Here is a 23,050-nt window from a genome sequence, read left to right on the forward strand (position 1 = left end):
AGGTACACAAATGTGTATCTATTTTCGTGTTTTGATAATTTATTGAATCTTGTTGGAAATATCGTTATACTTAAAAGTAAGAGCGAAATATGAAAGGAGATAATATGAATTATTTAACATTAGATATTGGTGGTAGTTCAATCAAGTATGCTTTATTAAATGAAACGGGAGAGTTTATTGAAAAAGGAAGTACAATTGCACCTCATCAAAGTATTGAGCAGTTTGTTGAGGTAATTGGAGAACTGTATGATAAGTATGCTGAACAAATTGTTGGTATGGCAATTTCTATGCCGGGTGCAATAGATCCTCAAAAGGGCTTTGCTTATACTGGTGGTGCATATAAATATATAAAAGATATGGAAATTGTAAAAATTTTACAAGAACGTTGCCCGTTGCCTATTACGATTGGTAATGATGCTAAATGTGCGGCTAATGCGGAAGTAGGATTTGGATGTTTAAAAGATGTTGATGATGCTGCTGTAATAATTTTAGGAACTGGAATAGGCGGTTGTATTGTTCGTGATGGTAAAGTTCATATTGGTAAACATTTCTCTTCAGGAGAATTTTCATGGATGCGGACTAATGGGGAAGATGGCAATAACCCTGAATGTGTATGGGCAGCTACGAATGGAATTCCTGGCTTATTAAAGGCAGTTCAAGAGTCTGTTGGAACAAAAGAACAATATAATGGTAAAGAGATTTTTGAAATGGCAAATAGTGGAGATAAAAAGGTACTTGCTGGGCTTGATAAATTCTGTAATCGTTTAGCTGTTCAAATTTATAATTTACAAGCACTTTTCGACCCAGAAAAAATTGCGATTGGTGGTGGTATCTCAGCACAACCATTATTATTAGAATTAGTTGAGAAACATATAGAAGAAATGTATCAAACTGGATTAAAGGCTAATTCACCAATTGCACGCCCTGTAGTTGTTCCTTGTCAATATCGTAATGATGCTAATCTATTAGGCGCTTTTTATCAACATTTACATACATGTAAGAAAAATTAACATAATGAAGCAAGGCCCAAACGGGTTTGCTTTTCTATTATATCTATAAATAATGATAAAAGTAGTTTGAGCAATAAAACCTCTTTTTGATTCTAACCAAAAAGAGGTTTGCTAATTGATATTTAAAATTTAATTTTTGAAAATATTAGTTGCTTTCATTTTAATGAAAGCCTTTTTTATTATTTCTTCATCTTGAATTAAAGCAATTCTAATATATCCTTCTCCTTCGCTGCCGAAAGCACTACCAGGAATAAATAAAATACCGGTTTGCTCAAATAAATCATTAACAAAATCAATTGACTTTTGATATAAGCTAGGAATTTTTGCCCAAATAAACATAGTTCCTTTTGTCTCTTTAATATTCCAGCCAATTTCTTGAGCACATTTTAAAAAGATATCGCGACGCCGCTGATAAGCCTCTCTTGTTTTTATAACACAATTTTGTTCACCGGTAATGGCTTCGATTGCTGCTAATTGAATAGGGATAAACATGCCATAATCCATATTAGATTTTAATGTTTTAAGCTGTTCAATAATTGCTTTGTTGCCAACTGCAAATCCAATTCGAGCACCAGCAAGCCCATAAGTTTTTGATAAGGAATTAAATTCAATACCTACATCTTTAGCGCCAGGATATGATAAAAAGCTTCTACCTAAGCCTTCAAATAATAGTTCGCTATAAGCATTATCGTGTAATACAATAATTTGATACTTTTTAGCAAAGTCAATTAATCTTAAATAAAACTTATCATTTGCAATCGCACAGGTAGGGTTGTTAGGATATGAAACAATCATAAATTTTGCTTTTTTAGCAATGGTTGGATCAATTTTATCAAAGTCAATCAAATAATTATTTTCTTCTTTTAAAGGCATATCGACAATATTTGCATTAGCAAGCAACGGCCCGTCTTTAAAAATAGGATAGCTAGGATTAGGAACTAAGACAATGTCACTATCGTTGATCAATGTCATTGCTAGATGTGCTAAGCCTTCCTGAGAACCCAGTAATGAACAAATTTCATCATCTTCTAAAATGACCTCATAACGTTTTTTATACCAAGCGATTACAGCCTTGATTAATTCTGGTAAATCATTAATCGCATAAACATAGTTTTTAGGATCTAGGGCAGCATTAGCAAGCACTTCTCTTATTCTTTTGGTAGGGGGAATATTTGGCGTACCCGTACTAAAATCAATTACTTCTTTTCCATTTTCACGTCTTAATGCTGCCTTTTTTGCTAAAATTGTAAAAATACTTTCTTGAAAAAGTTCCATTCGTTTTGAAAATTCCATTTAATAATTCACCTCGTGGTTTATTCTAATACAATGAATCTTAAAGTTAAAGGTAAAAAAATAAAAAAGCTACTTTATAATTTTAGTTAAAATGTTATAAAAATATGTCTTAATGTTGTATTTTGAAAATATATAATATTAATAAATAAATTTATTTCAATTACTTTCCTTTTGTAATTAGGGAATATATAACAAATTGACATATTTAAAATACATCTAATACTATTATAAATATATCCAAATGTTATAATTGTCGATATAGAAGCGCTTACAGTAAACTGAGGAGGAAAGTGATGGGAGTATTTAAAAAGGAAATTCAAGTTAATTGTCCGATAGAAGGAAAAGTTTATCCTTTAGAGTATTGTCCTGATGAAGTTTTTTCAAAAGGAATGACTGGAGAAGGGGTTGTAATATTTCCAACTGGTAATAGAGTTGTCGCACCAATTGATGGTAAAATAAATTTTATTTTTTCTTCAAAGCATGCAATTGTTTTGAAAGGTCAAGGAATAGAGTTTCTAATTCATGTGGGTTTGGACACGAATCAACTAAACGGGGATGGCTTTAAAATATTTGTAGATCCTGATCAAGTTGTTAAACAGGGTGATATTTTGTTAACTTTTGATTCAGAAATATTAAAAAAACATCGTTGTATTGATGCAACACCGTTTGTTTTTACAAATTTAAATCGTAAAAATATAACTGTTAATAGATATGGTATGGTTAATTTAAATGAACCATTTATTATCGTTGAAAGGGGATAGAAAAATGAATAATGATAGATTATCATTTAAGGAAAAATATTCATATGGAGTAGGCGCAATTGGTAAGGATATGTGCTGTGGAATTATCTTTACTTATTGTATGTTGTATTTTACAGATGTTCTTAAATTATCAGCTTCATTTGTAGGAACATTGTTTTTCTTAGCAAAATTTTGGGATGCTGTTAATGATTTAGGTATGGGAATGATTGTTGATAACACCCATAGTAGATGGGGTAAATTTAGACCTTGGTTAGCAATTGGAACTATTGTTAATGCAATTATTTTAGTTGCTTTATTTACTGATTGGAGATTATCAGGAACTAGTTTGTATATATTTGCTGCTATTATGTATATCGTATGGGGAATGACATATACCGTCATGGATATCCCATATTGGTCAATGTTACCTAATTTAACATCAAATCCAGAAGAACGAGATCGTGTAGCTGTTATTCCAAGAATTTTTGCATCGATTGGGGGTTCTCTGTTAGTTGGTGGGTTTGGATTACAAATCATGGATTTCCTTGGAAATGGTGATGCTCAAGTGGGATATACAAATTTTGCTATTGTCATTGCCATTATTTTTATTGTAACTGTGGGAATTACTGTAGTTAATGTTAAATCAGCTGATCGAGTAGAAGCAAAGAAACCTGAAAAGACTTCGTTTAGAAAGATGTTCGAAATAATTCGTAAAAATGATCAGCTGTTAGTAGCAATAGCAACGATTTTAACATTTAATTTTGGAATGAATTGTATTGCTGGGGTTCAAACTTATTATTTTATTTATGTTGCAGGCAATAAGGGATTATTTTCTGTTTTTACAATGTTTGCAGGATTTGCAGAGATTTTTGGTTTGATCATCTTTCCAAAGTTATCTCAAAGATTAAGTAAACAACAGGTGTATGCTTTAGCTAGTGGAATACCAGTAGTTGGTCTAATCATTTTATTAGTAACAGGATTTATTGCTCCACAAAATTATATTTTAACAGCAGTAGCAGGGATTTGTGTCAAATTCGGTTCTGGATTACAATTAGGTACAGTGACAGTAGTATTAGCCGATGTTGTAGATTATGGAGAATATAAGCTAGGGACACGTAATGAGTCTGTAATTTTTTCAATTCAAACCTTATTAGTAAAATTTGCTTCAGCTATGGGTGCTTTATTTACAGGTTTTGCTTTAGATGCCACAGGATATGTTGCTGGAGCTTCTCAAACTATGGCAACTCAAAATGGAATGCGTATTATTATGGTTGCATTACCAATTATTTTAGTGCTAATAAGTTATATTATTTATAAAAAGTATTACAAATTAAACGGAGCGTACTATCAAAGAATTATGAATATAATCGCTTTAAGGAAAGAAGAAAATCAGATGATTCTTGATGATGTAACGGAAGATATAAAAAATTCAAATGAACCGATTATTGATTTAAAGGAGAAGAAATATGCCAATTAAATTTCATAAAACAACTAAGATATTTCATTTATATAATCAAGAGATAAGTTATATTTTTAAAATTTTAAAAAATAATCAATTAGGACAACTTTATTATGGTAAAGCAATCAAAGATCGTGAAAATTTTGATCATTTATTTGAAACTATGCAGCGACCAATGGCATCATGTGCTTTTGAAGGCGATTTAACATTTTCTTTAGAACATATTAAACAGGAATATCCTGCTTATGGCTCTGGTGATATGCGTCACCCTGCGATTGAAATCGCTCAAGCAAATGGTAGTCGAATCATTTCGTTTAACTATCAGGGGCATACTATTATAAGTGGTAAGCCTAAATTAGATAAATTACCCGCGACATATGTTGAATCACCAGATGAAGCAACAACTTTATTAATAACTTTATATGATAATATAATTGATTCAAAAATTATTTTAAGTTACACAATTTTTGAAAATATGCCGGTAATTACAAGAAATGCTTACATTGAAAATTGCGGTGAACAAAAAATAACTTTAGAGCAAGTGATGAGTATGTCACTTGATTTACCCGACAAAGAATATGAGATGATTGAATTAACAGGTGCTTGGGCTCGTGAAAGGAGCATTAAGGAGAGAAAGCTAGAGCATGGAATTCAATCTATATATTCTCTAAGAGGATGTTCAAGTAATAATTTTAATCCTTTCATCGCTTTAAAGCGTGAAAATTGTAATGAATATGCTGGTGAGGTTTTAGGATTTAGTTTTGTATATAGTGGGAATTTTTTAGCTCAGGTTGAAGTTGATACTTATGATGTTACAAGAGTGATGATGGGAATACATCCCCACTGTTTTAGCTGGAGTCTTGAAAAAGGAGAAAGTTTTCAAACTCCGGAAGTAGTCATGGTGTATTCAAATGATGGACTAAATAAAATGTCACAAACTTACCACAAACTTTATCAAAGACGATTGGCTCGTGGGAAATATCGTGATCAAGTACGACCTATTTTAGTTAATAATTGGGAGGCAACGTACTTTGATTTTGATGAAGAAAAAATTATGGATATTGCTGGAACTGCTCAAAAATTAGGAATCGAGTTATTTGTTCTTGATGATGGCTGGTTTGGTAAACGTAATAATGATGTTGCAGGGTTAGGTGACTGGTATCCGAATTTACAAAAATTACCAAGTGGAATTAGTGGTTTATCAAGAAAAATAAATAATCTGGGAATGAAGTTTGGTTTGTGGTTTGAACCAGAAATGGTCAATAAAAATTCTGATTTATATCGTAATCATCCACAGTGGATTTTAGAAACACCAAACCGTCCTAGTAGTCATGGACGTAATCAATTTGTATTAGATTTTTCAAATCCAGAAGTCGTTATTTATGTTTATAATATGATGACAGAAGTAATTGATAAAGCAAATATTTCTTATATTAAATGGGATATGAACCGCTGTATGACAGAAGTTTACTCTAGTTGTCACGATAGTGAGAGTCAGGGACGAGTTATGCATGAATATATTTTAGGAGTGTATCAGTTATATGAATTGTTAACAAATCGTTTTCCTGAAATTTTATTTGAATCTTGTGCTAGTGGTGGTGCTCGTTTTGATCCAGGAATGATGTATTATGCACCACAATGTTGGACCAGTGATGATACTGATGCGCTAGAACGTTTGAAAATCCAATATGGAACATCAATGGTATATCCTGTTTCGAGTCTTGGAGCTCATGTATCGGCAGCGCCAAATCATCAGTTGTTGAGAAATACACCGATTGAAACAAGGGCAAATGTTGCTTATTTTGGTACTTTTGGATACGAATTAGATCTTAATAAATTAAACATGGATGAACAGATAAAAGTTAAAGAACAAATCACCTTTATGAAGGACTATCGGGAGATTATTCAGTTTGGAACGTTTTACCGTTTAAAAAGTCCATTTGAAGGTAATGAGACTGTTTGGATGGTTGTATCACAGGATCAGAATACTGCTATTATTGGATATTATCGTACTTTGCAGGAAGTTAATGTTGGTTACCGTCGTGTAAAGCTGTTGGGATTAGATCCGGATAAAGAATATCATGTTAATCTTAATAATACAGTTCATTATGGTGATGAATTAATGAACTTGGGTTTAATTACAACTGATAGTTCTTGCGGTGAAAATAAAGAAAAATACGATGGGACTAATGGAGATTATTTATCTAGAATCTACGTATTAAAAGCAAAAATATAATAATCCTGAGTAAACCTCACCAGTTGGATAAGACAGGCTTAAGTGTAGAGCTATTCTACGGTAAACCGTTATTCTAGCTTGTGGGGTATTTATATATCAAAGAGAACTGTTTAGATGAGAAGTTTTTAATCAGATTTAAAATAGTTTATAGGTATGGATTTAGAATATTATAATCAAAAAGTCATAAATTAAAAGGATTGATTTCTTTATAAAGAAATCAATCCAAATATTTAATTATTATATTTAATTACATCTTTTTAAAATAGTTATATTAATTCTTATTAGTAATTTTCACACATTCTTTCAAAAAAGGCTTTAGGATATCCGCATGTAGGACAATGTTCAGGTGCTTCATCTCCTTCATAAATGAATCCGCATTGACGACATTTCCATCCTTTTGGGGCATCGCCTTTGAATGTTGTGCCGTTTTTATATGATTCTAATAATTTTAGATAACGTTTCTCATGGGATTTTTCAACGATAGCAACATTTTCAAATTTAATTGCTAATTCTTCAAAACCTTCTTCACGTGCTTCTTGGGCCATTCTTGCATACATTTCAGTCCACTCTTCATTTTCACCTGCAGCGGCTGCTTCTAGATTTTCATCAGTTGTTCCAATTCCATGAAATGCGGCAAACCACATTTTAGCATGTTGTTTTTCTTGATCAGCTGTTTCTTCAAAAATTGCAGCAATTTGCTCTAATCCTTCTTTACGAGCTGCTTCAGCAAAGAAAGTATATTTATTACGAGCCATTGATTCACCAGCAAAGGCTTCCATTAAATTCTTTTCAGTTTTTGTTCCCGCATATTTACTAGTACTAGTTTCTGCTACTGCTTCAAATTTTTCTTTTGGAGCTTTACAAACCGGACATACCCAATCAGTATCTAAATCATTCCACTTAGCATCTTGAGTAGCTTCATCATAAATAAATCCACAAATTTTACAAACGTATTTCATCTTCTTTTCCTCCAAATTTATTAAATAGTAATCATTACTATTTAATTATAACGCTTATTAAATTAAAAAGCAATTTATATTTTATTAATTTATGAATCTTTATTTGATATATGTTTAAATTAGCTTTTTTCATTACAAGGAATTTTTTAGTAGTTTATTAATTAAATCTTTCTCACGTCATTTTTAGCATTTTTCAATAACTTGTTTAAAAAGTTTCTAGTATATAAACTTTGAGGTAGCATAAATCTTGATTTACGAGCAATGTCTTCATTTATTAATCGGTTAGATTTGACTAGAGTGTTAGCTATTTGCTTAATAACAGGATTGCTTGTTTGTTTTGAAAGATTTTGAGCTATTACTTCTTGTTTTGCTTTACTTCAGGTTAAATAACCTAACTCATTAAGCATTTTAACTTCTTTATTTCGTGGTGGATAGTCATAAGGGACCATAGAAATGGCATTTAATCACAGGTGTGCGTTAATACATTTTGAAGCCTTAATTTGATCATCTTGTGTATCACTTGCTCTGGTAGGACAAACGTATAAATGAAGGTAATCTTTAGTGTATCGGTGAATATTTCCTTTTGCTCTCGTTTTCACATTATTGGCTTCTAACAATTTTAAACTTGTCATTTTGTAAATTGGACAAAATTCAGGTGGAAAGATCTAGTATAAACAAATTCGCAAATACTACTTAACTTTTCTAATTCTTTTAAATGGGTAATAGTAATCATTATTAATATATTATAATTGCAATTACTTACATGAATAAAAGCAATAATAATTAATAAAAAGAATAGATTGATCTAATAATCTATTCTTTGCGTTCATGAGGATCATTCATTCTTGAATTATCAACTAATTTAAATTGTTTACGATAATCACGTGGTGCCATTTGATGTGAATTACTAAATGCTTTTGAAAAAGATAATTGGTTAGAATATCCGCAAGAGAAGGCAATTTGATTAATTGTAAGATCAGTATTAGTAAGAAGATCTTCGGCGCGCATCATTCGATACTTTAATAAAAATTCTTGTGGTGATAAATGAAGATGCTTTTTAAATAATGTTGTTAGATAACTGCGGTTGAGAGAAAGGTAATCAGCAATCTCGTTGACTGTTACCATTTCCTGGTAATTATTTTGAATATATTCAATTGCTTTATCAACATATGGATTGTAGTTAGGGGCTACATTATCATTATAAGTAATATTAGCACTTTTGGCTAAAAAACTAAAAAAGGTATACAGTTGTCCTTGAATAAATAACTCGTTACTATAGCTTAGTTTATTGTGTGCAAGAATAGCAATCGTTGTTTCTCTCAATTCATTGATATAATCACAATGAACTACAAGATTATGTTCATCTAAATTACATCGTTTTAAATATTGACGAGTTTTAGAACCATCAAAGCTGATCCATAAATATGTCCAAGGTTCATGTTGGTCGGCTTGATAATAAGTGACAACGTTTGGCATTATTAAAAAAGCATCACCTGCTTTAATCTGATATACTTGGTTGTTAACGTGATATTCACCTTGACCGGAGAGACAGTAATGTAATAGATAATTTGGACGAACAGCTGGACCATATGAATAATTAGGTTTACATTCTTGCATCCCGCAAAATTTCAAGTAAAAATCTTCAAAAGATTTATTCTCTAATTCTAAATATGAGTACATGGAAATACCTCCTTTATCAATTATACCAAATTAATAATTAGATGTGTTCTAAATATAGGCATATTTCATATAAATAATACGAAGAGAGGAGTTTACAATGGAAACGAAAAATATCTTACATGATATCGCAAAAAGGTGCGATGGGGACATATATTTAGGGGTGGTTGGACCGGTTCGAAGTGGGAAATCTTCATTTATCAAACGTTTTATGGAAATGGCGGTCATTCCATATATCGAAGATAAAGATGCAAAACTGCGTGCCATTGACGAATTGCCACAGTCTGGTAAAGGTAAAATGATTATGACTGTAGAACCTAAATTTATTCCTAATCAAGCAGTAGAAATGTTAATGGATGAGAATTTTAAAGTTAATGTCCGACTAGTTGATTGTGTTGGTTATGTTATTGAAGGAGCAAAAGGATATCAAGATGATCAAGGAATACGCTATGTTAAAACGCCTTGGTATTTAGAATCAATTCCATTTGATCAAGCAGCCAAAGTCGGAACGAAAAAAGTTATACAAGATCATTCAACAATTGGAATCGTTATAACTAGTGATGGTAGTATTTGTGATATTCCAGGAGCTAATTATAATGAAGCGACTGATAGTATTGTTGAAGAACTATTAGACATTGATAAGCCGTTTATTATTATAATTAATACTAAAGATGTCAACAGTCCTGCTTGTAAAAAAGAGTATGAACGTTTAACCGCTAAATATGATGTTCCAGTTCTATCTATGGATGTTACAAATATGGAAGAACCACAAATTGTTTCATTATTAAAAGATGCATTATATGAATTTAAAATCAGTGAAGTACGTATCGAGGTACCTAAATGGTTAGCAATGATGTCAAATAGTCATTGGTTAAAACAAACATTAGATACATCATTAAAAGAATCATTACAATCAATTAAAAAGTTTAAAGATGTAGAACGGATTGGTGATACGATCAGCGAATATGATTTTGTTGATAAAGCTTACTTAACAGGAATAGATACAACTACTTCAAGTGCTACTTTAAAAATTGAAGAACGTGAAGGGCTATATAATGAAATATTAGAAGAAATAATTGGCGATAAAGGATTTGATCAGGCAACTTTCTTAACCTTTATTCAAGAACTAGTAGATATAAAAAAAGAATATGAAGGTTTTTCAAATGCTATTAGAATGGTAAAGCAGACAGGATATGGTTATGCAATTCCAAAGTTAGATGAAATTGAGTTGAGTGATCCAGAAATTATTAAACAAGGACCTCGTTATGGGATGAAACTTGTTTCTAAAGCAGGAACTACTTATATGATCAAAGTTGATATTGAAAGTACTTTTGAACCAATTATTGGATCGAGGGAACAAGCAGAAGCATTTATTGAATATTTGAATTCTAGTGGAAATGATAAACAAGCGATTTTTGATTGTGATGTATTTGGTCGTAAACTTGGTGATTTGATTGAAGAAGGTATGTATATTAAGCTAAATGCAATCCCTGAAAATGCCAGTTTAAGACTGCATGATATTTTGTCAAAAATTGTTAATAAGGGCAAAAGTAATGTAATTGCAATTGTGCTATAAAAGTGCTTGAAATCGGTACTTTTTAATGTTATACTTTCGAAGTATTAGAATTATGGAGGTTGTTATGAACAAGAAAGAGTTAGTCGAAACAGTATCTAAAGAAAGAAACTTAACTAAAAAAGATGCCGAAATTTTAGTAGACACAGTTTTTAATACAATTACGCGTAGTGTTGTTGAAGGAGATAAAGTTTTAATCTCTGGATTTGGAACATTTAAAGTAAATGATCGTAAAGCTCGCAAAGGAATTTCACCAAAAACTCAAGAAGAAATGGTCATTCCTGCAAGCAAGACAGTTACATTCAAACCTAGTAATCGTTTGAAAGATGCAATGAATTAATCATTGCATTTTTATTTTATTAATAATAAGTTAATAATATAGTGTATAATAGAGTGTAAAGGAGTTGATATATATGCCATTTTATTATTTTCCAATGAATAGCTATTATATGTTTGGGTATTTATTAGTTATTATTGGATCATTAATTATGATATATGGTCAAATAAAAGTTAATAGTGCATATAAACGCTATGAAAGAATCCCCAATAGCCGAGGTATAACCGGAGCGATGGTTGCACGAGAAATTTTAGATCGAAATGGATTGAGTGATATTCAAATTCATGTTGTTAATGGAAAATTATCTGATCATTACAACCCTCGAAATAAGACAATCAATTTGTCACGTGAAATTCATGATGGAACATCGATTGCGGCACTTGCGGTAGCTAGTCATGAATGTGGGCATGCAATCCAGCATTTAGTTGGTTATAAGCCGCTCGTATTTAGAAATGCTATCTTGCCATTATGCAATGTTGGACAATATTTGGGATGGATTGCTGTATTTATTGGTTTGATCATGGGAAATACAAGTGTTGCTTGGATCGGAGTATTTTTAATGGGAGGAATCTTGTTATTTCAAATTGTTACTTTGCCAGTAGAATTTGATGCTTCTTCAAGAGCATTAAGAATCTTAAAAGCTAACTATCTCACTACCGATGAATATAGTGGGGCTAAATCAATGTTATCAGCAGCGGCGTTTACTTATGTGGCAGCGATGTTGTCGACGGTACTGTCATTATTAAGAATTGTATTGATCGTTATAGGTAATGATCGTGATTAAAAATCTCTTTTAGAGATTTTTTCTTTTATATTATGATAATTGATAGTATAATAATTAAGCGAGGAAAGTTGGTGTTATTTTGAAATTTTTACGAAAAAATCGTTTTAATATATTAATTGTTTTTTTAGTTTTAGTTTTAATAGTTGTTAGTTTTTATATGCTTTGGGTTCATGTTCCCTATTCAAAACATAAAAATGAGATTACAAGTATTGAAAATGTTATTGTTAAAGAGAATAATTATAGTAATGTTAAGTATTTTGACCGCTATAATAGTGATAAAAGTTACTATATTATTCGTGCAACCAAGGGCAAAAAACAACAATATGCAGTTTTTGATGAAAAATATAAATTAATTAAATCTTATAGTGGTGATGTAGTGGATCAACAAGTATGTATTAACGCATTTAAAGAAAAATATAAACAGGAGCCAAGTGAAGTTTCAGTTGGTTATGAAAATGAAATCTTTGTCTATTGTTTAATGTATCAAGGAAAGGATTCACTGGTTTATGCTTTTTATGGAATTGATAATGGGGAATTCGTAAAGGCATATCGAATTGATAATGGATAGAATGATGTTAAAGAGTTTAGTTGAAAGTAAATGCATTAATATTGAACGACTACTGGTGTTAAGCGCAAAGGAATTAAAGATTGACGGTAATGAATGTCATATTTTGCTGCTTATTTATACTTTAATGGAAGCAGGGATCAAGACAGTAACGCCACAGATGATTCAAAATTATTCGATGTTGACAAGTCATGATCTTAATAAGGTGCTACAAAGTTTATTAAATAAAAAACTTATTTATAACCGAGCTGGTTCAATTAGTTTGAATCATCTTGAAGATAAACTATTACAAGATCATGAATCAGCGAGTGCTAAACAAGAGGAGGAGAGTCTTAATATTGTTACTATTTTTGAAGAACAATTTGGACGACCTTTATCACCAATTGAATTAAATATTATTAAAGATTGGAAAGAAAGCGATTATAGTGATGAAATGATTGTTAAAGCCTTAAAAGAGGCAGTGAAGAGCCAAGTTCTTAATTTTAGATATGTAGAAGGGATATTGAATAATTGGGCTAAAAATGGTATTAAACAACGCTATGTTGAAAGTGAACAACCACAGCGAAAAGTTCCAATTAGTGAATATAAATGGTGGGAAAATGAATAAAGAAAAAACTAACCGAGTATTAGAATATTTTGATGAATTGTTTCCAGATGCTTATTGTGAACTTAATCATGAAAGTGATTTTCAATTATTGGTTGCAGTAATGTTATCAGCACAAACAACAGATAAAAAAGTTAATCAGTTGACAGAAAATTTATTCAAAAAATATCCGACTGTTGAAGCAGTAAGTCAAGCTAGTTTACCGGAATTAGAGCAGGATATTAAAACCATTGGACTTTATCGAAACAAAGCTAAAAACTTACTAGCATTATCACATGTTTTAATTGAGCAGTTTGATGGTATTGTACCAAGTGATCAAAAACAATTAGAGAGTCTACCGGGGGTAGGTCGTAAAACAGCAAATGTTGTGCGTTCTGTAGCATTTGATATACCAGCCTTTGCAGTTGATACGCATGTTGAAAGGATTTCTAAACGATTAGGCTTTGCTAAAAGAGATGACAATGTTTTAACTGTTGAAAAGAAACTATGTCGTTCTATACCAAGAAATAGATGGAATAAATCCCATCATCAATTTATTTTCTTTGGAAGATACTTTTGTAAAGCAACTAACCCTAGTTGTACAGAATGTAAACTGTTTGATATGTGTAAGGATCCGATTAAAAATAAATACTTATAGGCGCCTGAGGATGTCTTTTTAATAAAAAATATCAGCTTTATTAAAAGCTGATATTTTTATTATTATTCTCCAGGGTTTGAATTACCACCAACAGTAAAACTGATTGAAGCACTAACTGTATTAGTACCATCACTTTCAGTGATTTTAACGGTATATTGAGCACCTGGTGTTAATGCGAATTCTTTAGTTGCACTACCTGTAAAGGTACTAGGTGAACCAATTGTTCCTCCTGAAGAATTCATAAATTGAATCGTAATCGTATTACTACTGCTTTGAGCGTTTACTTTAATTGCAACTGAACTGGTTGCTGTGGTCGAACCATTAGTAACAGAAGAACCACCGGAAGTAATTGAATAATTTACTTTATCTAATTTAGCACTTGAACCAATTGTTTTTTCGATTTTATTAGATGTTGGACTACCGCTTGAATATGCATAATATCCAACAACCTTTACTTTACCGGTTGGGGCATAATCAATCGTACCACTATTTGTAGTCAATTTAGTACTATATAAAAGATTATTTGATTCATCATAGACTTCAACAACATAGACAATGTCAGGATTTGCAGGTTCATAGGCGGTAAAGCTAACATCTATTTTACCATTACCATTAATAGAAGCCTCGAATGCTGATAAAGTATTAATTTCAGGGTCTTTAGCTGCTGTAGTTGGACCATATCCTGTTTTAGCCCATCCTGTTAAGATTTGACTAGCAGGTGTATTAGCAGTCGGACTATCATATGTTCCCGCAACAACTTGAATTTGTTCAACACCAGATGGTTGCTCAGGATATGATTTTTTGTCGGTTGTATTTTTTTGTAAGTATTTTAGTAATTCAGCGACTACTTTAGCTGGATAAGCTTTATAGTCAGAAGTATTCTTACCTTTTTTGATACCTGTTGTATCAAATCCCATCCATACTGAACATGTATAGTCAGGGGTGTAAGCAGTCATCCATAAATCTCGGCTCTTACCTGCTTTAACATATGGACTAGTACTGTCCCAGTTAGACGTTCCTGTCTTAGCGCCAACGTTATCAAGTCCGCTTAGTGATGAATAACTTCCTGTAGTACTGCTTGAATAGCTTAACATTGTTTCACGAATCATGAAAGATACGTCTTCACCAATGCTTTGAGTAACATTTTTTTGCAATTCTTCATCAATTTTGACGGTTTTATTTGTTTCGACAACTTCAACATAGTTGATTGTATGAGATTCGATATAATTACCATTATTTGCAATCGTTGCATATGCACCAGCTAATTCAACTGGACTTACACCGGTTTTCCAGCCACCGATTGCATAAGTATCACTTAATTCTTTATCTTGGTCAGACATATCGATACCAACAGATTCCATGTCTTTAATAATCGCATCGCTGCCAGCTGCTTTTTTTACTTCTTGGAAAGTTGTAATGGCTGGGATATTCCATGAATTAAGCAGGGCATCAGAAATACTCATTGAACCATGGTACTGACCATCCCAGTTTTTAATTGTTTTACCGCCTAGAGTCAATGGCTCGTCTTTAACAGTATTAACAGTACTCCAATTTAGATATTTGTAGGCAAGACCATAGTCTAATAGTGGTTTCATTGATGAACCAGGCTGTTGTTTTACGGTAGCTTTATTTAAATCACCGGATTTGTAGTTATGTCCACCGATAACGGCGATGATCCGACCATCTTGAGTAGATTGAACACTACCACCCATTTGCATATCTTCATCGCTATATTTATAAGTTTCACCATTAGCCATTGCTGTAGCCATTTTTTGTACTTCTTGATTGCAATATGTATAGATATTCATTTGAGTTTCTGCAGGGTCCAAGCCAGTTTTTTCTTTAACTTCTTTAGTGACGATATCTACATAAGCAGCTAAAGCATCGTCAGAAGAAGTAATACCTTGTGATAAAGTATTTTCGACTTTTACTTGTTTTGCTAAATCACATTCTTCCTGAGTGATGTACCCATGATCAACCATTAAATTTAAAACTGTTGCTCGACGTTGAGTCGCTTTTTCTAAATTATAATATGGATCATATGCACTTGGCGAATTCAATGTTCCTGCTAATAGAGCGGCTTCTGGAAGCGTAAGTTGTGAGACATCTTTGTTAAAATAGTATTTACTAGCTGCAGCAATTCCGATTGAGCTAGTGCTGCGGCCAAAATAAATTTTATTTAAATATAAAGTAATTATTTCTTCTTTACTAATTTCTTTAGTTGCCTGAATTGCAAGAATGATTTCACTTAGTTTACGCGTATAAGTTTGTTCTTCTTTTGGAAAGTAAGATTTTTTAATTACCTGTTGAGTAATTGTTGATCCTCCCCCACGAATACTTAAATGAGCTAAGTTAGTGATCATTGTTTTAGCAATACGTGGTAAATCAAAACCGTTATGTTCAAAGAAACGAGAATCCTCTGCGGCAACAACGGCATCAATCAATACTTGTGGTAAATCCTCATAAGTAACGTTTTCACGTTTACCATTTGTGTCACTACCAAATGTATACATTAATTCACCATTAATATCATACATCTTACTCGCTTCCCCAGAAAGTAATTTTTTAGCTGAGAAATCATCGGTTTCTTTGTATACTGACCAGGCAAAGAAGCAACCCATGCCTAAACAGACTATTAAAATTACAACTACTAGAGATGTAGCGACTTTTTTCCAATTTAATTTTTTCTTTGTTTTTCTTTTTCTTGTAGGGCTATCTGTCATTTTCGTGACCTCCTAAATAATACTGATCAATTATCTTTAAATAATCTAAGCGGGGATTAAATCCCTGTTCAATTAAATGTCCCTTTTCTTTAACCGTTTGATAAGAGATAGATTTTTGATCAGGTTGATAGTATGCATCAATTACATATGATGCATTAACTAAGTATACCTCATTTAGATGGGTAAAAGCAATAATTACAAAAGCAATTCCCTGGTGTTCAATCACGCTTTTTAAATGTTCGATTTGATGAACACTAATATTCGTAAAAGGAAAATTCTGTTTTTTAGTTTCTTTTGCTTCAAAATCCAGATATTTACCTTTATATATCCCATTATAGTCGGTGGTTGAAGGAGTCTTAAAATATGCTTCAACAATTCTAGCTGCAGACCTTTTAGGATAATCTACTTTAACAATCTGAATCGGGGTAGGTTTTTTATGAATATTTGCGATTTTTCTAGCTAAATAATATTTATTAGTCAAATTTAAATCTTCTTCTAAATTCATTCCCCGATGACGAGTATTTAACTTTCCATCAATTAGCTTTGTTTGATGAACAGTTGTTTTTTTCATATTTGGATAATTAACCATGCTTGCTCCTTTTTATTACTTTACGAAGGTATTATACCATATCTGTCTTAAAATATCATAGTATCTTATGAGTTTCCAAAACATTGTCAATTTAAGTAAAATCACTAACATTATGTTAATAATCGATTAATCGCTTGCATTTAAGACAATTTTTGTTTCAATATAAAGTAGAGATAAGGAGTTGATAAACTTGGAAAAGAAAGTAATGTTAAGCCCTAAAAAGATAATAGCTAAAGAATTCAAAGTAGATTTTAAAGGATATAATGCTGAAGAAGTAGATCATTTTTTAGATATGGTTGTAAATGATTATGAAGCTTTTGCAGCTATGTTAAATGCTTCGTATGATAAGATTGATCAACTGGAAGCGCGTTTAAGCGAACAAAAGATCAAGATTGCTAAACTTGAAAGAGAAAAGGCTCTTCAAGATGATAATATCCATGCGATGGAAGAAAATCTTTCTACAAACGTTGATATTTTAAAAAGATTATCGTTATTAGAAAAAGTCGTATTTAATCAGAATAGATAATTGTTAATAAGACACTTTATAAGCAATAAAGTGTCTTTTATTATGATGTAAAAGGGTTTTGACAGTAAAAATATCGATGTCAAAAGTTTTTGATAGACAATTAAGGGGATAAATGTGATGATGCAATCAGGAGGAAGGATTAATGGAAATTGCAAAGAAAATTAAAACAGCTCGTATAAAAGTTGAGCTAACTCAAGAGCATGTAGCTGATGAGTTGCAAGTATCAAGACAGACAATTTCAAATTGGGAAAATGCTAAAACTTATCCAGATATTATTAGTATTATTAAATTAAGTGATCTATATCAAATTAGTTTGGATGAACTATTGAAAGGTGATGATAAGATGATTGAACATTTGAATGAAAGTACCAATATTGTTAGTAGTAATAAAAAATTAATTTGTGTTGCTATAATTAATATTATTTTATTTTTTGGCTTAGTTATTTTTAATACTATAATTTCAAATAATAAATATTTACTGGCAAGTGTCCTGGTGATTGCTATGTGTAGTATTGCTGCTTTATTTTATCAGGTAATAAAAAAATTTTAGGAGAAAAGAAAATGAAATGGTATGAGATAATATTAGTTTTTATTGTTCTGCCTGGAGCCGTAAATACAGCTTATCAAGTTTTTAAGATAGCAGAGCTTGATGCTCGAAGTCGAGGGTTAAAACACCCTAAATTTTTAGGATTTATAGCGATTGGAGGACAAAATTCTAGCGGGCTGATTTTGTATTTAATTGGTCGCCATAAATATCCATCGACATTATCAAATCAAGATAGAGAAGTAATGAATTCACGAAAAAAGAAGGTTGGGGTCGGTTTGATTTTTATTGTCAGTGGGGCAATTGGACTGATTATTAATAAGGTATTGATAGGATAAAAATATATCTGGGGGTGACTTCTAAAGGAAAATTAGAGGAAAGCCTCTTTTTTTGTTATAAAAATACTCTTAAAGTTTAGTTGTTTAAACTCTAAGAGCACTTTTAATTAGATATTCTATTATAAATTATTATCAAACATTAGATTCTCATTTATTAATAATTGAATAATCTTTTCAAAAAGGTGGTGATAAACAAAGCTGAAAATACTACCGGCGATATTGGCAACGATTCTAATGATGATTGCATTTAAAAATCCAAATAAATCAATGGTGATTGCTAAGGCGCCAAAACAGTTGAAAACGGTCTGCCAATGATAACTGCCGCTAAAACCTACCATGATTCCTCCTAAAATCCCTGCTAACCCTAAATATTCTTTAGGAACTATTGTAAATAGTATCCCAAAAATTATACTGCCAACAACAACAAAAAGAGCACGATGTTTAAATTTATAGATAATTTGTTCATGATCGATGTTGATTATTGACATACATGCAAATGCAATCCACATAGTTCTTGAAAAATTAAGCATTTCTCCAAGAAAAATAACCAAGGCAATCGCACTGCTGATTTTTAGATACCAAAATGTTCGCTTGCTAGGACTAAAAAAATCTTTAAGAATGTCTTTGAAGTTAAGTTTCATCGTTTGTTGATAGTGACAATGATAATAGACAAGTGCTGTAAAGATGGCTGCAACCATCATGGCAATAATCCGCAGAGTATAACTGTTTTCGCTGACATCGTTTCCCCATAAGAGAATATAACCAAGAATAAAGGTAAAATGGTTAGCGTAACTAACTTGATGACTTGTAAGTATTAAGATTAGTAGTAAAGCGCTAAAATTTATTAATAACCCAAAGCCCAATGGGACTATATTGGCTAAATGCGGAGCAATAGCACATATTACAAAACTGGCAATTAGGGCTAATGTACTTTGTTTAATATTAAAATCTAAATCAGTAAAGCGAAGAGATAATACTGCCAACAGACCGATTATTCCTACTGAACTATTTTCATTTCCAAAAAGTGTTGTAAAAAAAGTGATAAAGATAATACAAAAGGCTAAGCAGAAAATATTTCTTAGGATCATTGCTGCAATATAACGATGTTTATCTTTTTTTGTAGGTGTATCACTAATTGCAGCTTTTAAGTTTTTAACATTTAATTGCATTGCTTGATAAATAGTCATTATTGTCCTCCTTTTAAGGTTATATTAGATTTTTTTATTAAGTTGATTAATTGTGTAAAATCATCAGATGGTAATTTCTTTTTTAATTGATAGATGGGTTCTAAATAATAAGTATATATATCATCAAGATGTTTTCTTCCTTGTGCAGTTATTTTTAAACAATAACTACGTTTATCAAATGGGTGTGGACTTTTAAGTAACAGTTCTTTTTTATTTAATTGCTCAATAAGACGGCTTACTAATGGTTTTGATACACCCATTCGTTTGCTGATAATAATAGGGGTAATTATTTCATCATCGATAATTAGTATTGATAATAAATCTAGTTCGTCTTTAGTAAGAACATTTTTTGGCTTACCTCGGCGATTTAATAAATGCGAAAACAAACGAATTTCTTGTGAGTAATTTATCATTTTTATCCATTCTGGTTCTTTCATAATTCCACCTCTTAGTTAACTTTATTAACTATATATTATTCATAAAAAAAGAATTGTCAATAACGTCAATTTAAAAAATAACAATTTTTTTATTTTAGGTGTATACAACATTCTTGAGGTGCGATTGCATGGTAGGGATGGAAAATATTTGGATAGGAACTGGAAGTTTGGAAATCACTGAATAAAGCGCTTTGAGTAACTATTAGAATAATAGTTCTGATTAATTTGCAACTTTTAGCAAGATGATATTGAATCGAATAGCTGATAGGATGGAAGTAACAGAGGTTTTTGATAAAAATCTTGGTGTAAGTAATTTAGGTAAAATCGTTATATTGAATTTAATCATCGTGGTGTTGATAAAGTGAAAGAAATGAAGTTGAAAATAGTGTAGCAAGGATTAAAGTGGAATATGATTATATAACTAAAGCATCTAATAAGGAAGGCTATTGCAAAAGTAATTGATAAATTTGTTTTATCACGACTGTTTGAAAAATAATACTTGTTTTCTATTTCGAAATAAGTAAAATATAATAGACTCGTAGAAAACGATTGCTACAAAAGTAGAGGAAAGTCCAGGCTTCCACAAGCTGCGATGCTTGTAGTGTTTGTATGTGACGAATCAATAAGTCACAGTAGCGTGAGCTAACGACGGGCCTAAGACCTAAGCGTAAGTATGGTTGATAAGCCGTAAAGTGCCACAGAGACTATTCTAATCGAAAGATTAGCTGAAAAGAGGTAAACTCTGCAAGGAAGAAACCCAAATTTGGTAGGGGAATCGTCTAAACGGAAATGAACGCGAAGGCGGATGCATGTGCATAGATAAATAATCGTTTGAAAAACAGAACTTGGCTTACAAAACGAGTCGTTATTTAGCTGAATATTTTCAGCTTTTTTATTTGTCTATTTTTTTATCCTCGTTTATAATTATTAAAGAGGTATGAATATGAATAAACATGATAAAACAAGATATGTATTTGCTCAAGCAATTAAAGGTTTAATTAAGGTTCATCCCTTGGATAAAATTGCAGTAACTGATATTGTTACACGCAGCGGGATGACGCGTCAGACATTTTATCGCTACTTTAAAGATAAATATGACTTGGTTAACTGGTACTTCGAAAAGCTGGTTTTAAAGTCATTTCGTCAAATGGGCGATGGGTGTTCTTTACAAGAGGCTTTACAATTAAAGTTTGCTTTTATTAAAAGCGAACATTCCTTTTTTAAAGAAGCATTTAAATCTAATGATTATAATAATCTGGTTAATTATGATTTTAATTGTATATATGAGTTTTATAAAAACATCATTGAGAAGAATTTGGGGCAATCAGTTACTGCTGATATTGATTTTTTGTTAAAGATGTATTGCAAAGGATCGATTGATATGACCGTTGAATGGGTATTGAGTGATATGCCGATTAGTATAGATGATATTGTAAAATTATTGATTGAAGCATTACCGCAACGGTTAGAGCCATTTATTTTAAATATAAAAAAGTAAGGAGACATACTTTTTTATTACTGCAACTAAATTGCATGACAATCACGAAAATGTTACAAACGCTTACATCTGTAACTTGAATATATTGAAAAATCCATGTTAAAATTTTATCAAGAAATAAAACAAAAGGAGATTTTAATATGGCAAACAGATTTATTTTAAATGAAACAAGTTATCATGGAAGTGGTGCTATCAGGGAAATCGTAACTGAGGTAAAGGCTCGTGGCTTTAAAAAAGCAATGGTATGCTCAGATCCGGATTTAATTAAATTTGGAGTTACTAAAAAAGTCACAGACTTATTAGATGCAGCAAATTTAGACTATGTAGTTTATTCTGATATTAAACCAAATCCAACTATTGAAAATGTTCAAAGCGGTGTAAAAGCTTTACAGGAAGCCAAAGCGGATTATATGATCGCTATTGGTGGAGGTTCTTCAATGGATACTGCTAAAGCGATTGGAATCATTGATAAAAATCCTGAATTCAGTGATGTAAGAAGTCTTGAAGGTGTAGCTGAAACTAAAAATCCTTGTACACCTATTTTGGCTGTTCCCACAACCGCTGGGACTGCAGCTGAAGTTACAATCAATTATGTAATTACTGATGCACAAAAAGATCGAAAGATGGTTTGTGTTGATCCTCATGATTTACCAGTTGTTGCATTTGTTGATCCAGACATGATGGCAAGTATGCCGAAAGGATTGACTGCTGCTACAGGAATGGATGCTTTAACTCATGCTATCGAAGGTTATATTACCGCAGGAGCATGGGAAATGAGTGATATGTTCCACATTAAAGCGATTGAAATTATTGCTCGTTCATTAAGAGGTGCTGTTGAAAATACTCCTGAGGGTCGTGAAGGTATGGCATTAGGACAATACATTGCTGGAATGGGATTTTCAAATGTTGGTTTAGGAATAGTTCACTCAATGGCTCACCCATTAGGTGCTTTATACGATACACCTCATGGAGTGGCTAACGCGATTATTTTACCAACAGTAATGGAATATAATGCTCCTGCAACAGGGACTAAGTATAAAGATATTGCTGAGGCAATGGGTGTTGATACTACAGGAATGGATCAAGAAGCATATCGTAAAGCTGCTGTTGATGCGGTTAAAAAATTATCTCAAGATGTGGGAATTCCAGCTGATTTAAAAGAAATTGTTAAAGTTGAAGATCTTGACTTTTTATCACAATCAGCATATGATGACGCTTGCCGCCCTGGTAATCCACGAGAAACTAGCGTTGCTGAAATTAAAGAATTATATCAATCTTTATTATAATAAGTATTAGAAAAAGGCTGTAAGTTTTGTACCAGTATTCTGATAGTT

The 23,050-nt window shown here is 31.7% G+C and carries 22 protein-coding genes and 1 other RNA gene; 16 read left to right on the top strand and 7 right to left on the bottom strand.

The window, feature by feature from the left end; genetic code table 11:
* Positions 1 to 104: 104 nt before the first annotated feature.
* Positions 105 to 1,010 carry an ROK family protein gene (locus EYR00_RS05150; protein ID WP_008792750.1) on the top strand — a complete coding sequence of 302 codons (906 nt, stop codon included), beginning with the start codon at positions 105 to 107 and terminating at the stop codon, positions 1,008 to 1,010.
* A gap of 129 nt (positions 1,011 to 1,139) precedes the next feature.
* Here EYR00_RS05150 and EYR00_RS05155 read toward each other — a convergent pair whose 3' ends face one another.
* Positions 1,140 to 2,303 carry an aminotransferase class I/II-fold pyridoxal phosphate-dependent enzyme gene (locus EYR00_RS05155; protein ID WP_003534445.1) on the bottom strand — a complete coding sequence of 388 codons (1,164 nt, stop codon included), beginning with the start codon at positions 2,301 to 2,303 and terminating at the stop codon, positions 1,140 to 1,142.
* Between the two features lie 293 nt (positions 2,304 to 2,596).
* Here EYR00_RS05155 and EYR00_RS05160 point away from each other — a divergent pair, with 293 nt between their 5' ends.
* Genes EYR00_RS05160 through EYR00_RS05170 form a run of 3 tightly spaced genes read left to right on the top strand, consistent with a single transcriptional unit; the run spans position 2,597 to position 6,738 of the window.
* On the top strand, positions 2,597 to 3,064 hold the full coding sequence (locus EYR00_RS05160; RefSeq protein WP_003534443.1) for a PTS sugar transporter subunit IIA: 468 nt from the start codon (positions 2,597 to 2,599) through the stop codon (positions 3,062 to 3,064).
* 4 nt (positions 3,065 to 3,068) lie between these two features.
* The gene (gene melB / locus EYR00_RS05165) at positions 3,069 to 4,520 is read left to right on the top strand and encodes a melibiose:sodium transporter MelB (protein WP_040434013.1); all 1,452 of its coding nucleotides are present in this window, start codon (positions 3,069 to 3,071) and stop codon (positions 4,518 to 4,520) included.
* Positions 4,510 to 6,738, top strand: a complete 2,229-nt coding sequence (locus EYR00_RS05170; protein WP_003534439.1) for an alpha-galactosidase — start codon at positions 4,510 to 4,512, stop codon at positions 6,736 to 6,738. The genes melB and EYR00_RS05170 overlap by 11 nt, the downstream gene beginning before the upstream one ends.
* A 281-nt stretch (positions 6,739 to 7,019) precedes the next feature.
* Here the strand turns inward: EYR00_RS05170 and rbr are convergent, their stop codons facing one another.
* Both rbr and EYR00_RS05180 read right to left on the bottom strand, forming a co-directional pair.
* The gene (gene rbr, locus EYR00_RS05175) at positions 7,020 to 7,697 is read right to left on the bottom strand and encodes a rubrerythrin (RefSeq protein WP_003534437.1); all 678 of its coding nucleotides are present in this window, start codon (positions 7,695 to 7,697) and stop codon (positions 7,020 to 7,022) included.
* Positions 7,698 to 8,510: 813 nt separating this feature from the next.
* Positions 8,511 to 9,377 carry an AraC family transcriptional regulator gene (locus EYR00_RS05180; RefSeq protein WP_003534433.1) on the bottom strand — a complete coding sequence of 289 codons (867 nt, stop codon included), beginning with the start codon at positions 9,375 to 9,377 and terminating at the stop codon, positions 8,511 to 8,513.
* 97 nt (positions 9,378 to 9,474) lie between these two features.
* Here EYR00_RS05180 and spoIVA point away from each other — a divergent pair, with 97 nt between their 5' ends.
* The 6 genes from spoIVA to nth all read left to right on the top strand — a co-directional run bounded on the left by spoIVA (position 9,475) and on the right by nth (position 13,874).
* Positions 9,475 to 10,950 (top strand): stage IV sporulation protein A, encoded by a 1,476-nt coding sequence (gene spoIVA / locus EYR00_RS05185; RefSeq protein WP_003534431.1) that lies wholly within the window; start codon positions 9,475 to 9,477, stop codon positions 10,948 to 10,950.
* A gap of 64 nt (positions 10,951 to 11,014) precedes the next feature.
* Positions 11,015 to 11,287, top strand: coding sequence for an HU family DNA-binding protein (locus EYR00_RS05190; protein ID WP_008792745.1), 273 nt, complete (start codon positions 11,015 to 11,017; stop codon positions 11,285 to 11,287).
* Between the two features lie 73 nt (positions 11,288 to 11,360).
* Entirely contained in the window at positions 11,361 to 12,068 is a 708-nt protein-coding gene (locus tag EYR00_RS05195) for a zinc metallopeptidase (protein WP_008792744.1), read from the top strand.
* 79 nt (positions 12,069 to 12,147) lie between these two features.
* A complete protein-coding gene (locus EYR00_RS05200; protein WP_008792727.1) occupies positions 12,148 to 12,636 on the top strand; it encodes a hypothetical protein in 489 nt (162 codons plus the stop codon).
* A gap of 4 nt (positions 12,637 to 12,640) precedes the next feature.
* Positions 12,641 to 13,240, top strand: a complete 600-nt coding sequence (locus EYR00_RS05205; protein ID WP_008792726.1) for a DnaD domain-containing protein — start codon at positions 12,641 to 12,643, stop codon at positions 13,238 to 13,240.
* Positions 13,233 to 13,874: an endonuclease III gene (gene nth, locus EYR00_RS05210; protein WP_020994200.1), complete on the top strand. Its 642-nt coding sequence runs from the start codon at positions 13,233 to 13,235 to the stop codon at positions 13,872 to 13,874. The genes EYR00_RS05205 and nth overlap by 8 nt, the downstream gene beginning before the upstream one ends.
* Positions 13,875 to 13,936: 62 nt before the next feature.
* Here the strand turns inward: nth and EYR00_RS05215 are convergent, their stop codons facing one another.
* Both EYR00_RS05215 and recU read right to left on the bottom strand, forming a co-directional pair.
* Positions 13,937 to 16,597, bottom strand: a complete 2,661-nt coding sequence (locus EYR00_RS05215) for a transglycosylase domain-containing protein (RefSeq protein ID WP_008792724.1) — start codon at positions 16,595 to 16,597, stop codon at positions 13,937 to 13,939.
* Positions 16,587 to 17,186 carry a Holliday junction resolvase RecU gene (recU, locus tag EYR00_RS05220; protein ID WP_003534420.1) on the bottom strand — a complete coding sequence of 200 codons (600 nt, stop codon included), beginning with the start codon at positions 17,184 to 17,186 and terminating at the stop codon, positions 16,587 to 16,589. The genes EYR00_RS05215 and recU overlap by 11 nt, the downstream gene beginning before the upstream one ends.
* Before the next feature lie 205 nt (positions 17,187 to 17,391).
* Between recU and EYR00_RS05225 the strand changes: the two genes are divergently transcribed.
* From EYR00_RS05225 to EYR00_RS05235, 3 genes are all read left to right on the top strand, one after another.
* A complete protein-coding gene (locus tag EYR00_RS05225) occupies positions 17,392 to 17,712 on the top strand; it encodes a DivIVA domain-containing protein (RefSeq protein ID WP_003534419.1) in 321 nt (106 codons plus the stop codon).
* 142 nt (positions 17,713 to 17,854) lie between these two features.
* Complete coding sequence (locus EYR00_RS05230) at positions 17,855 to 18,262, top strand: helix-turn-helix domain-containing protein (RefSeq protein ID WP_003534418.1); 408 nt, start codon at positions 17,855 to 17,857, stop codon at positions 18,260 to 18,262.
* Between the two features lie 11 nt (positions 18,263 to 18,273).
* Entirely contained in the window at positions 18,274 to 18,594 is a 321-nt protein-coding gene (locus EYR00_RS05235) for a hypothetical protein (protein WP_003534417.1), read from the top strand.
* Between the two features lie 119 nt (positions 18,595 to 18,713).
* Here EYR00_RS05235 and EYR00_RS05240 read toward each other — a convergent pair whose 3' ends face one another.
* Both EYR00_RS05240 and EYR00_RS05245 read right to left on the bottom strand, forming a co-directional pair.
* Positions 18,714 to 19,781, bottom strand: a complete 1,068-nt coding sequence (locus EYR00_RS05240) for an FUSC family protein (RefSeq protein ID WP_003534416.1) — start codon at positions 19,779 to 19,781, stop codon at positions 18,714 to 18,716.
* The gene (locus EYR00_RS05245) at positions 19,781 to 20,218 is read right to left on the bottom strand and encodes a MarR family winged helix-turn-helix transcriptional regulator (RefSeq protein WP_003534415.1); all 438 of its coding nucleotides are present in this window, start codon (positions 20,216 to 20,218) and stop codon (positions 19,781 to 19,783) included. Before EYR00_RS05245 ends, EYR00_RS05240 begins: the two co-directional genes overlap by 1 nt.
* 536 nt (positions 20,219 to 20,754) lie before the next feature.
* Here EYR00_RS05245 and rnpB point away from each other — a divergent pair.
* The 3 genes from rnpB (at position 20,755) to fucO (ending at position 23,002) form a co-directional block, all read left to right on the top strand.
* Positions 20,755 to 21,074: RNase P RNA component class B (gene rnpB, locus EYR00_RS05250), an RNA gene on the top strand.
* A gap of 87 nt (positions 21,075 to 21,161) precedes the next feature.
* On the top strand, positions 21,162 to 21,716 hold the full coding sequence (locus EYR00_RS05255; protein WP_008792721.1) for a TetR/AcrR family transcriptional regulator C-terminal domain-containing protein: 555 nt from the start codon (positions 21,162 to 21,164) through the stop codon (positions 21,714 to 21,716).
* Positions 21,717 to 21,856: 140 nt separating this feature from the next.
* The gene (gene fucO / locus EYR00_RS05260; protein WP_003534412.1) at positions 21,857 to 23,002 is read left to right on the top strand and encodes a lactaldehyde reductase; all 1,146 of its coding nucleotides are present in this window, start codon (positions 21,857 to 21,859) and stop codon (positions 23,000 to 23,002) included.
* The last annotated feature ends 48 nt before the right edge of the window (positions 23,003 to 23,050 follow it).

Source organism: Thomasclavelia ramosa DSM 1402, assembly GCF_014131695.1.
Classification (GTDB): domain Bacteria; phylum Bacillota_I; class Bacilli_A; order Erysipelotrichales; family Coprobacillaceae; genus Thomasclavelia; species Thomasclavelia ramosa.

Excerpts from the sequence above, each read along its gene's own strand:
- EYR00_RS05150 (WP_008792750.1), top strand. The coding sequence starts at position 105 with ATGAATTATTTAACATTAGATATTGGTGGTAGTTCAATCAAGTATGCT.
- EYR00_RS05155 (WP_003534445.1), bottom strand. The coding sequence starts at position 2,303 with ATGGAATTTTCAAAACGAATGGAACTTTTTCAAGAAAGTATTTTTACA.
- EYR00_RS05160 (WP_003534443.1), top strand. The coding sequence starts at position 2,597 with ATGGGAGTATTTAAAAAGGAAATTCAAGTTAATTGTCCGATAGAAGGA.
- melB (WP_040434013.1), top strand. The coding sequence starts at position 3,069 with ATGAATAATGATAGATTATCATTTAAGGAAAAATATTCATATGGAGTA.
- EYR00_RS05170 (WP_003534439.1), top strand. The coding sequence starts at position 4,510 with ATGCCAATTAAATTTCATAAAACAACTAAGATATTTCATTTATATAAT.
- rbr (WP_003534437.1), bottom strand. The coding sequence starts at position 7,697 with ATGAAATACGTTTGTAAAATTTGTGGATTTATTTATGATGAAGCTACT.
- EYR00_RS05180 (WP_003534433.1), bottom strand. The coding sequence starts at position 9,377 with ATGTACTCATATTTAGAATTAGAGAATAAATCTTTTGAAGATTTTTAC.
- spoIVA (WP_003534431.1), top strand. The coding sequence starts at position 9,475 with ATGGAAACGAAAAATATCTTACATGATATCGCAAAAAGGTGCGATGGG.
- EYR00_RS05190 (WP_008792745.1), top strand. The coding sequence starts at position 11,015 with ATGAACAAGAAAGAGTTAGTCGAAACAGTATCTAAAGAAAGAAACTTA.
- EYR00_RS05195 (WP_008792744.1), top strand. The coding sequence starts at position 11,361 with ATGCCATTTTATTATTTTCCAATGAATAGCTATTATATGTTTGGGTAT.
- EYR00_RS05205 (WP_008792726.1), top strand. The coding sequence starts at position 12,641 with ATGTTAAAGAGTTTAGTTGAAAGTAAATGCATTAATATTGAACGACTA.
- nth (WP_020994200.1), top strand. The coding sequence starts at position 13,233 with ATGAATAAAGAAAAAACTAACCGAGTATTAGAATATTTTGATGAATTG.
- EYR00_RS05215 (WP_008792724.1), bottom strand. The coding sequence starts at position 16,597 with ATGACAGATAGCCCTACAAGAAAAAGAAAAACAAAGAAAAAATTAAAT.
- recU (WP_003534420.1), bottom strand. The coding sequence starts at position 17,186 with ATGGTTAATTATCCAAATATGAAAAAAACAACTGTTCATCAAACAAAG.
- EYR00_RS05225 (WP_003534419.1), top strand. The coding sequence starts at position 17,392 with ATGTTAAGCCCTAAAAAGATAATAGCTAAAGAATTCAAAGTAGATTTT.
- EYR00_RS05230 (WP_003534418.1), top strand. The coding sequence starts at position 17,855 with ATGGAAATTGCAAAGAAAATTAAAACAGCTCGTATAAAAGTTGAGCTA.
- EYR00_RS05235 (WP_003534417.1), top strand. The coding sequence starts at position 18,274 with ATGAAATGGTATGAGATAATATTAGTTTTTATTGTTCTGCCTGGAGCC.
- EYR00_RS05240 (WP_003534416.1), bottom strand. The coding sequence starts at position 19,781 with ATGACTATTTATCAAGCAATGCAATTAAATGTTAAAAACTTAAAAGCT.
- EYR00_RS05245 (WP_003534415.1), bottom strand. The coding sequence starts at position 20,218 with ATGAAAGAACCAGAATGGATAAAAATGATAAATTACTCACAAGAAATT.
- EYR00_RS05255 (WP_008792721.1), top strand. The coding sequence starts at position 21,162 with ATGAATAAACATGATAAAACAAGATATGTATTTGCTCAAGCAATTAAA.
- fucO (WP_003534412.1), top strand. The coding sequence starts at position 21,857 with ATGGCAAACAGATTTATTTTAAATGAAACAAGTTATCATGGAAGTGGT.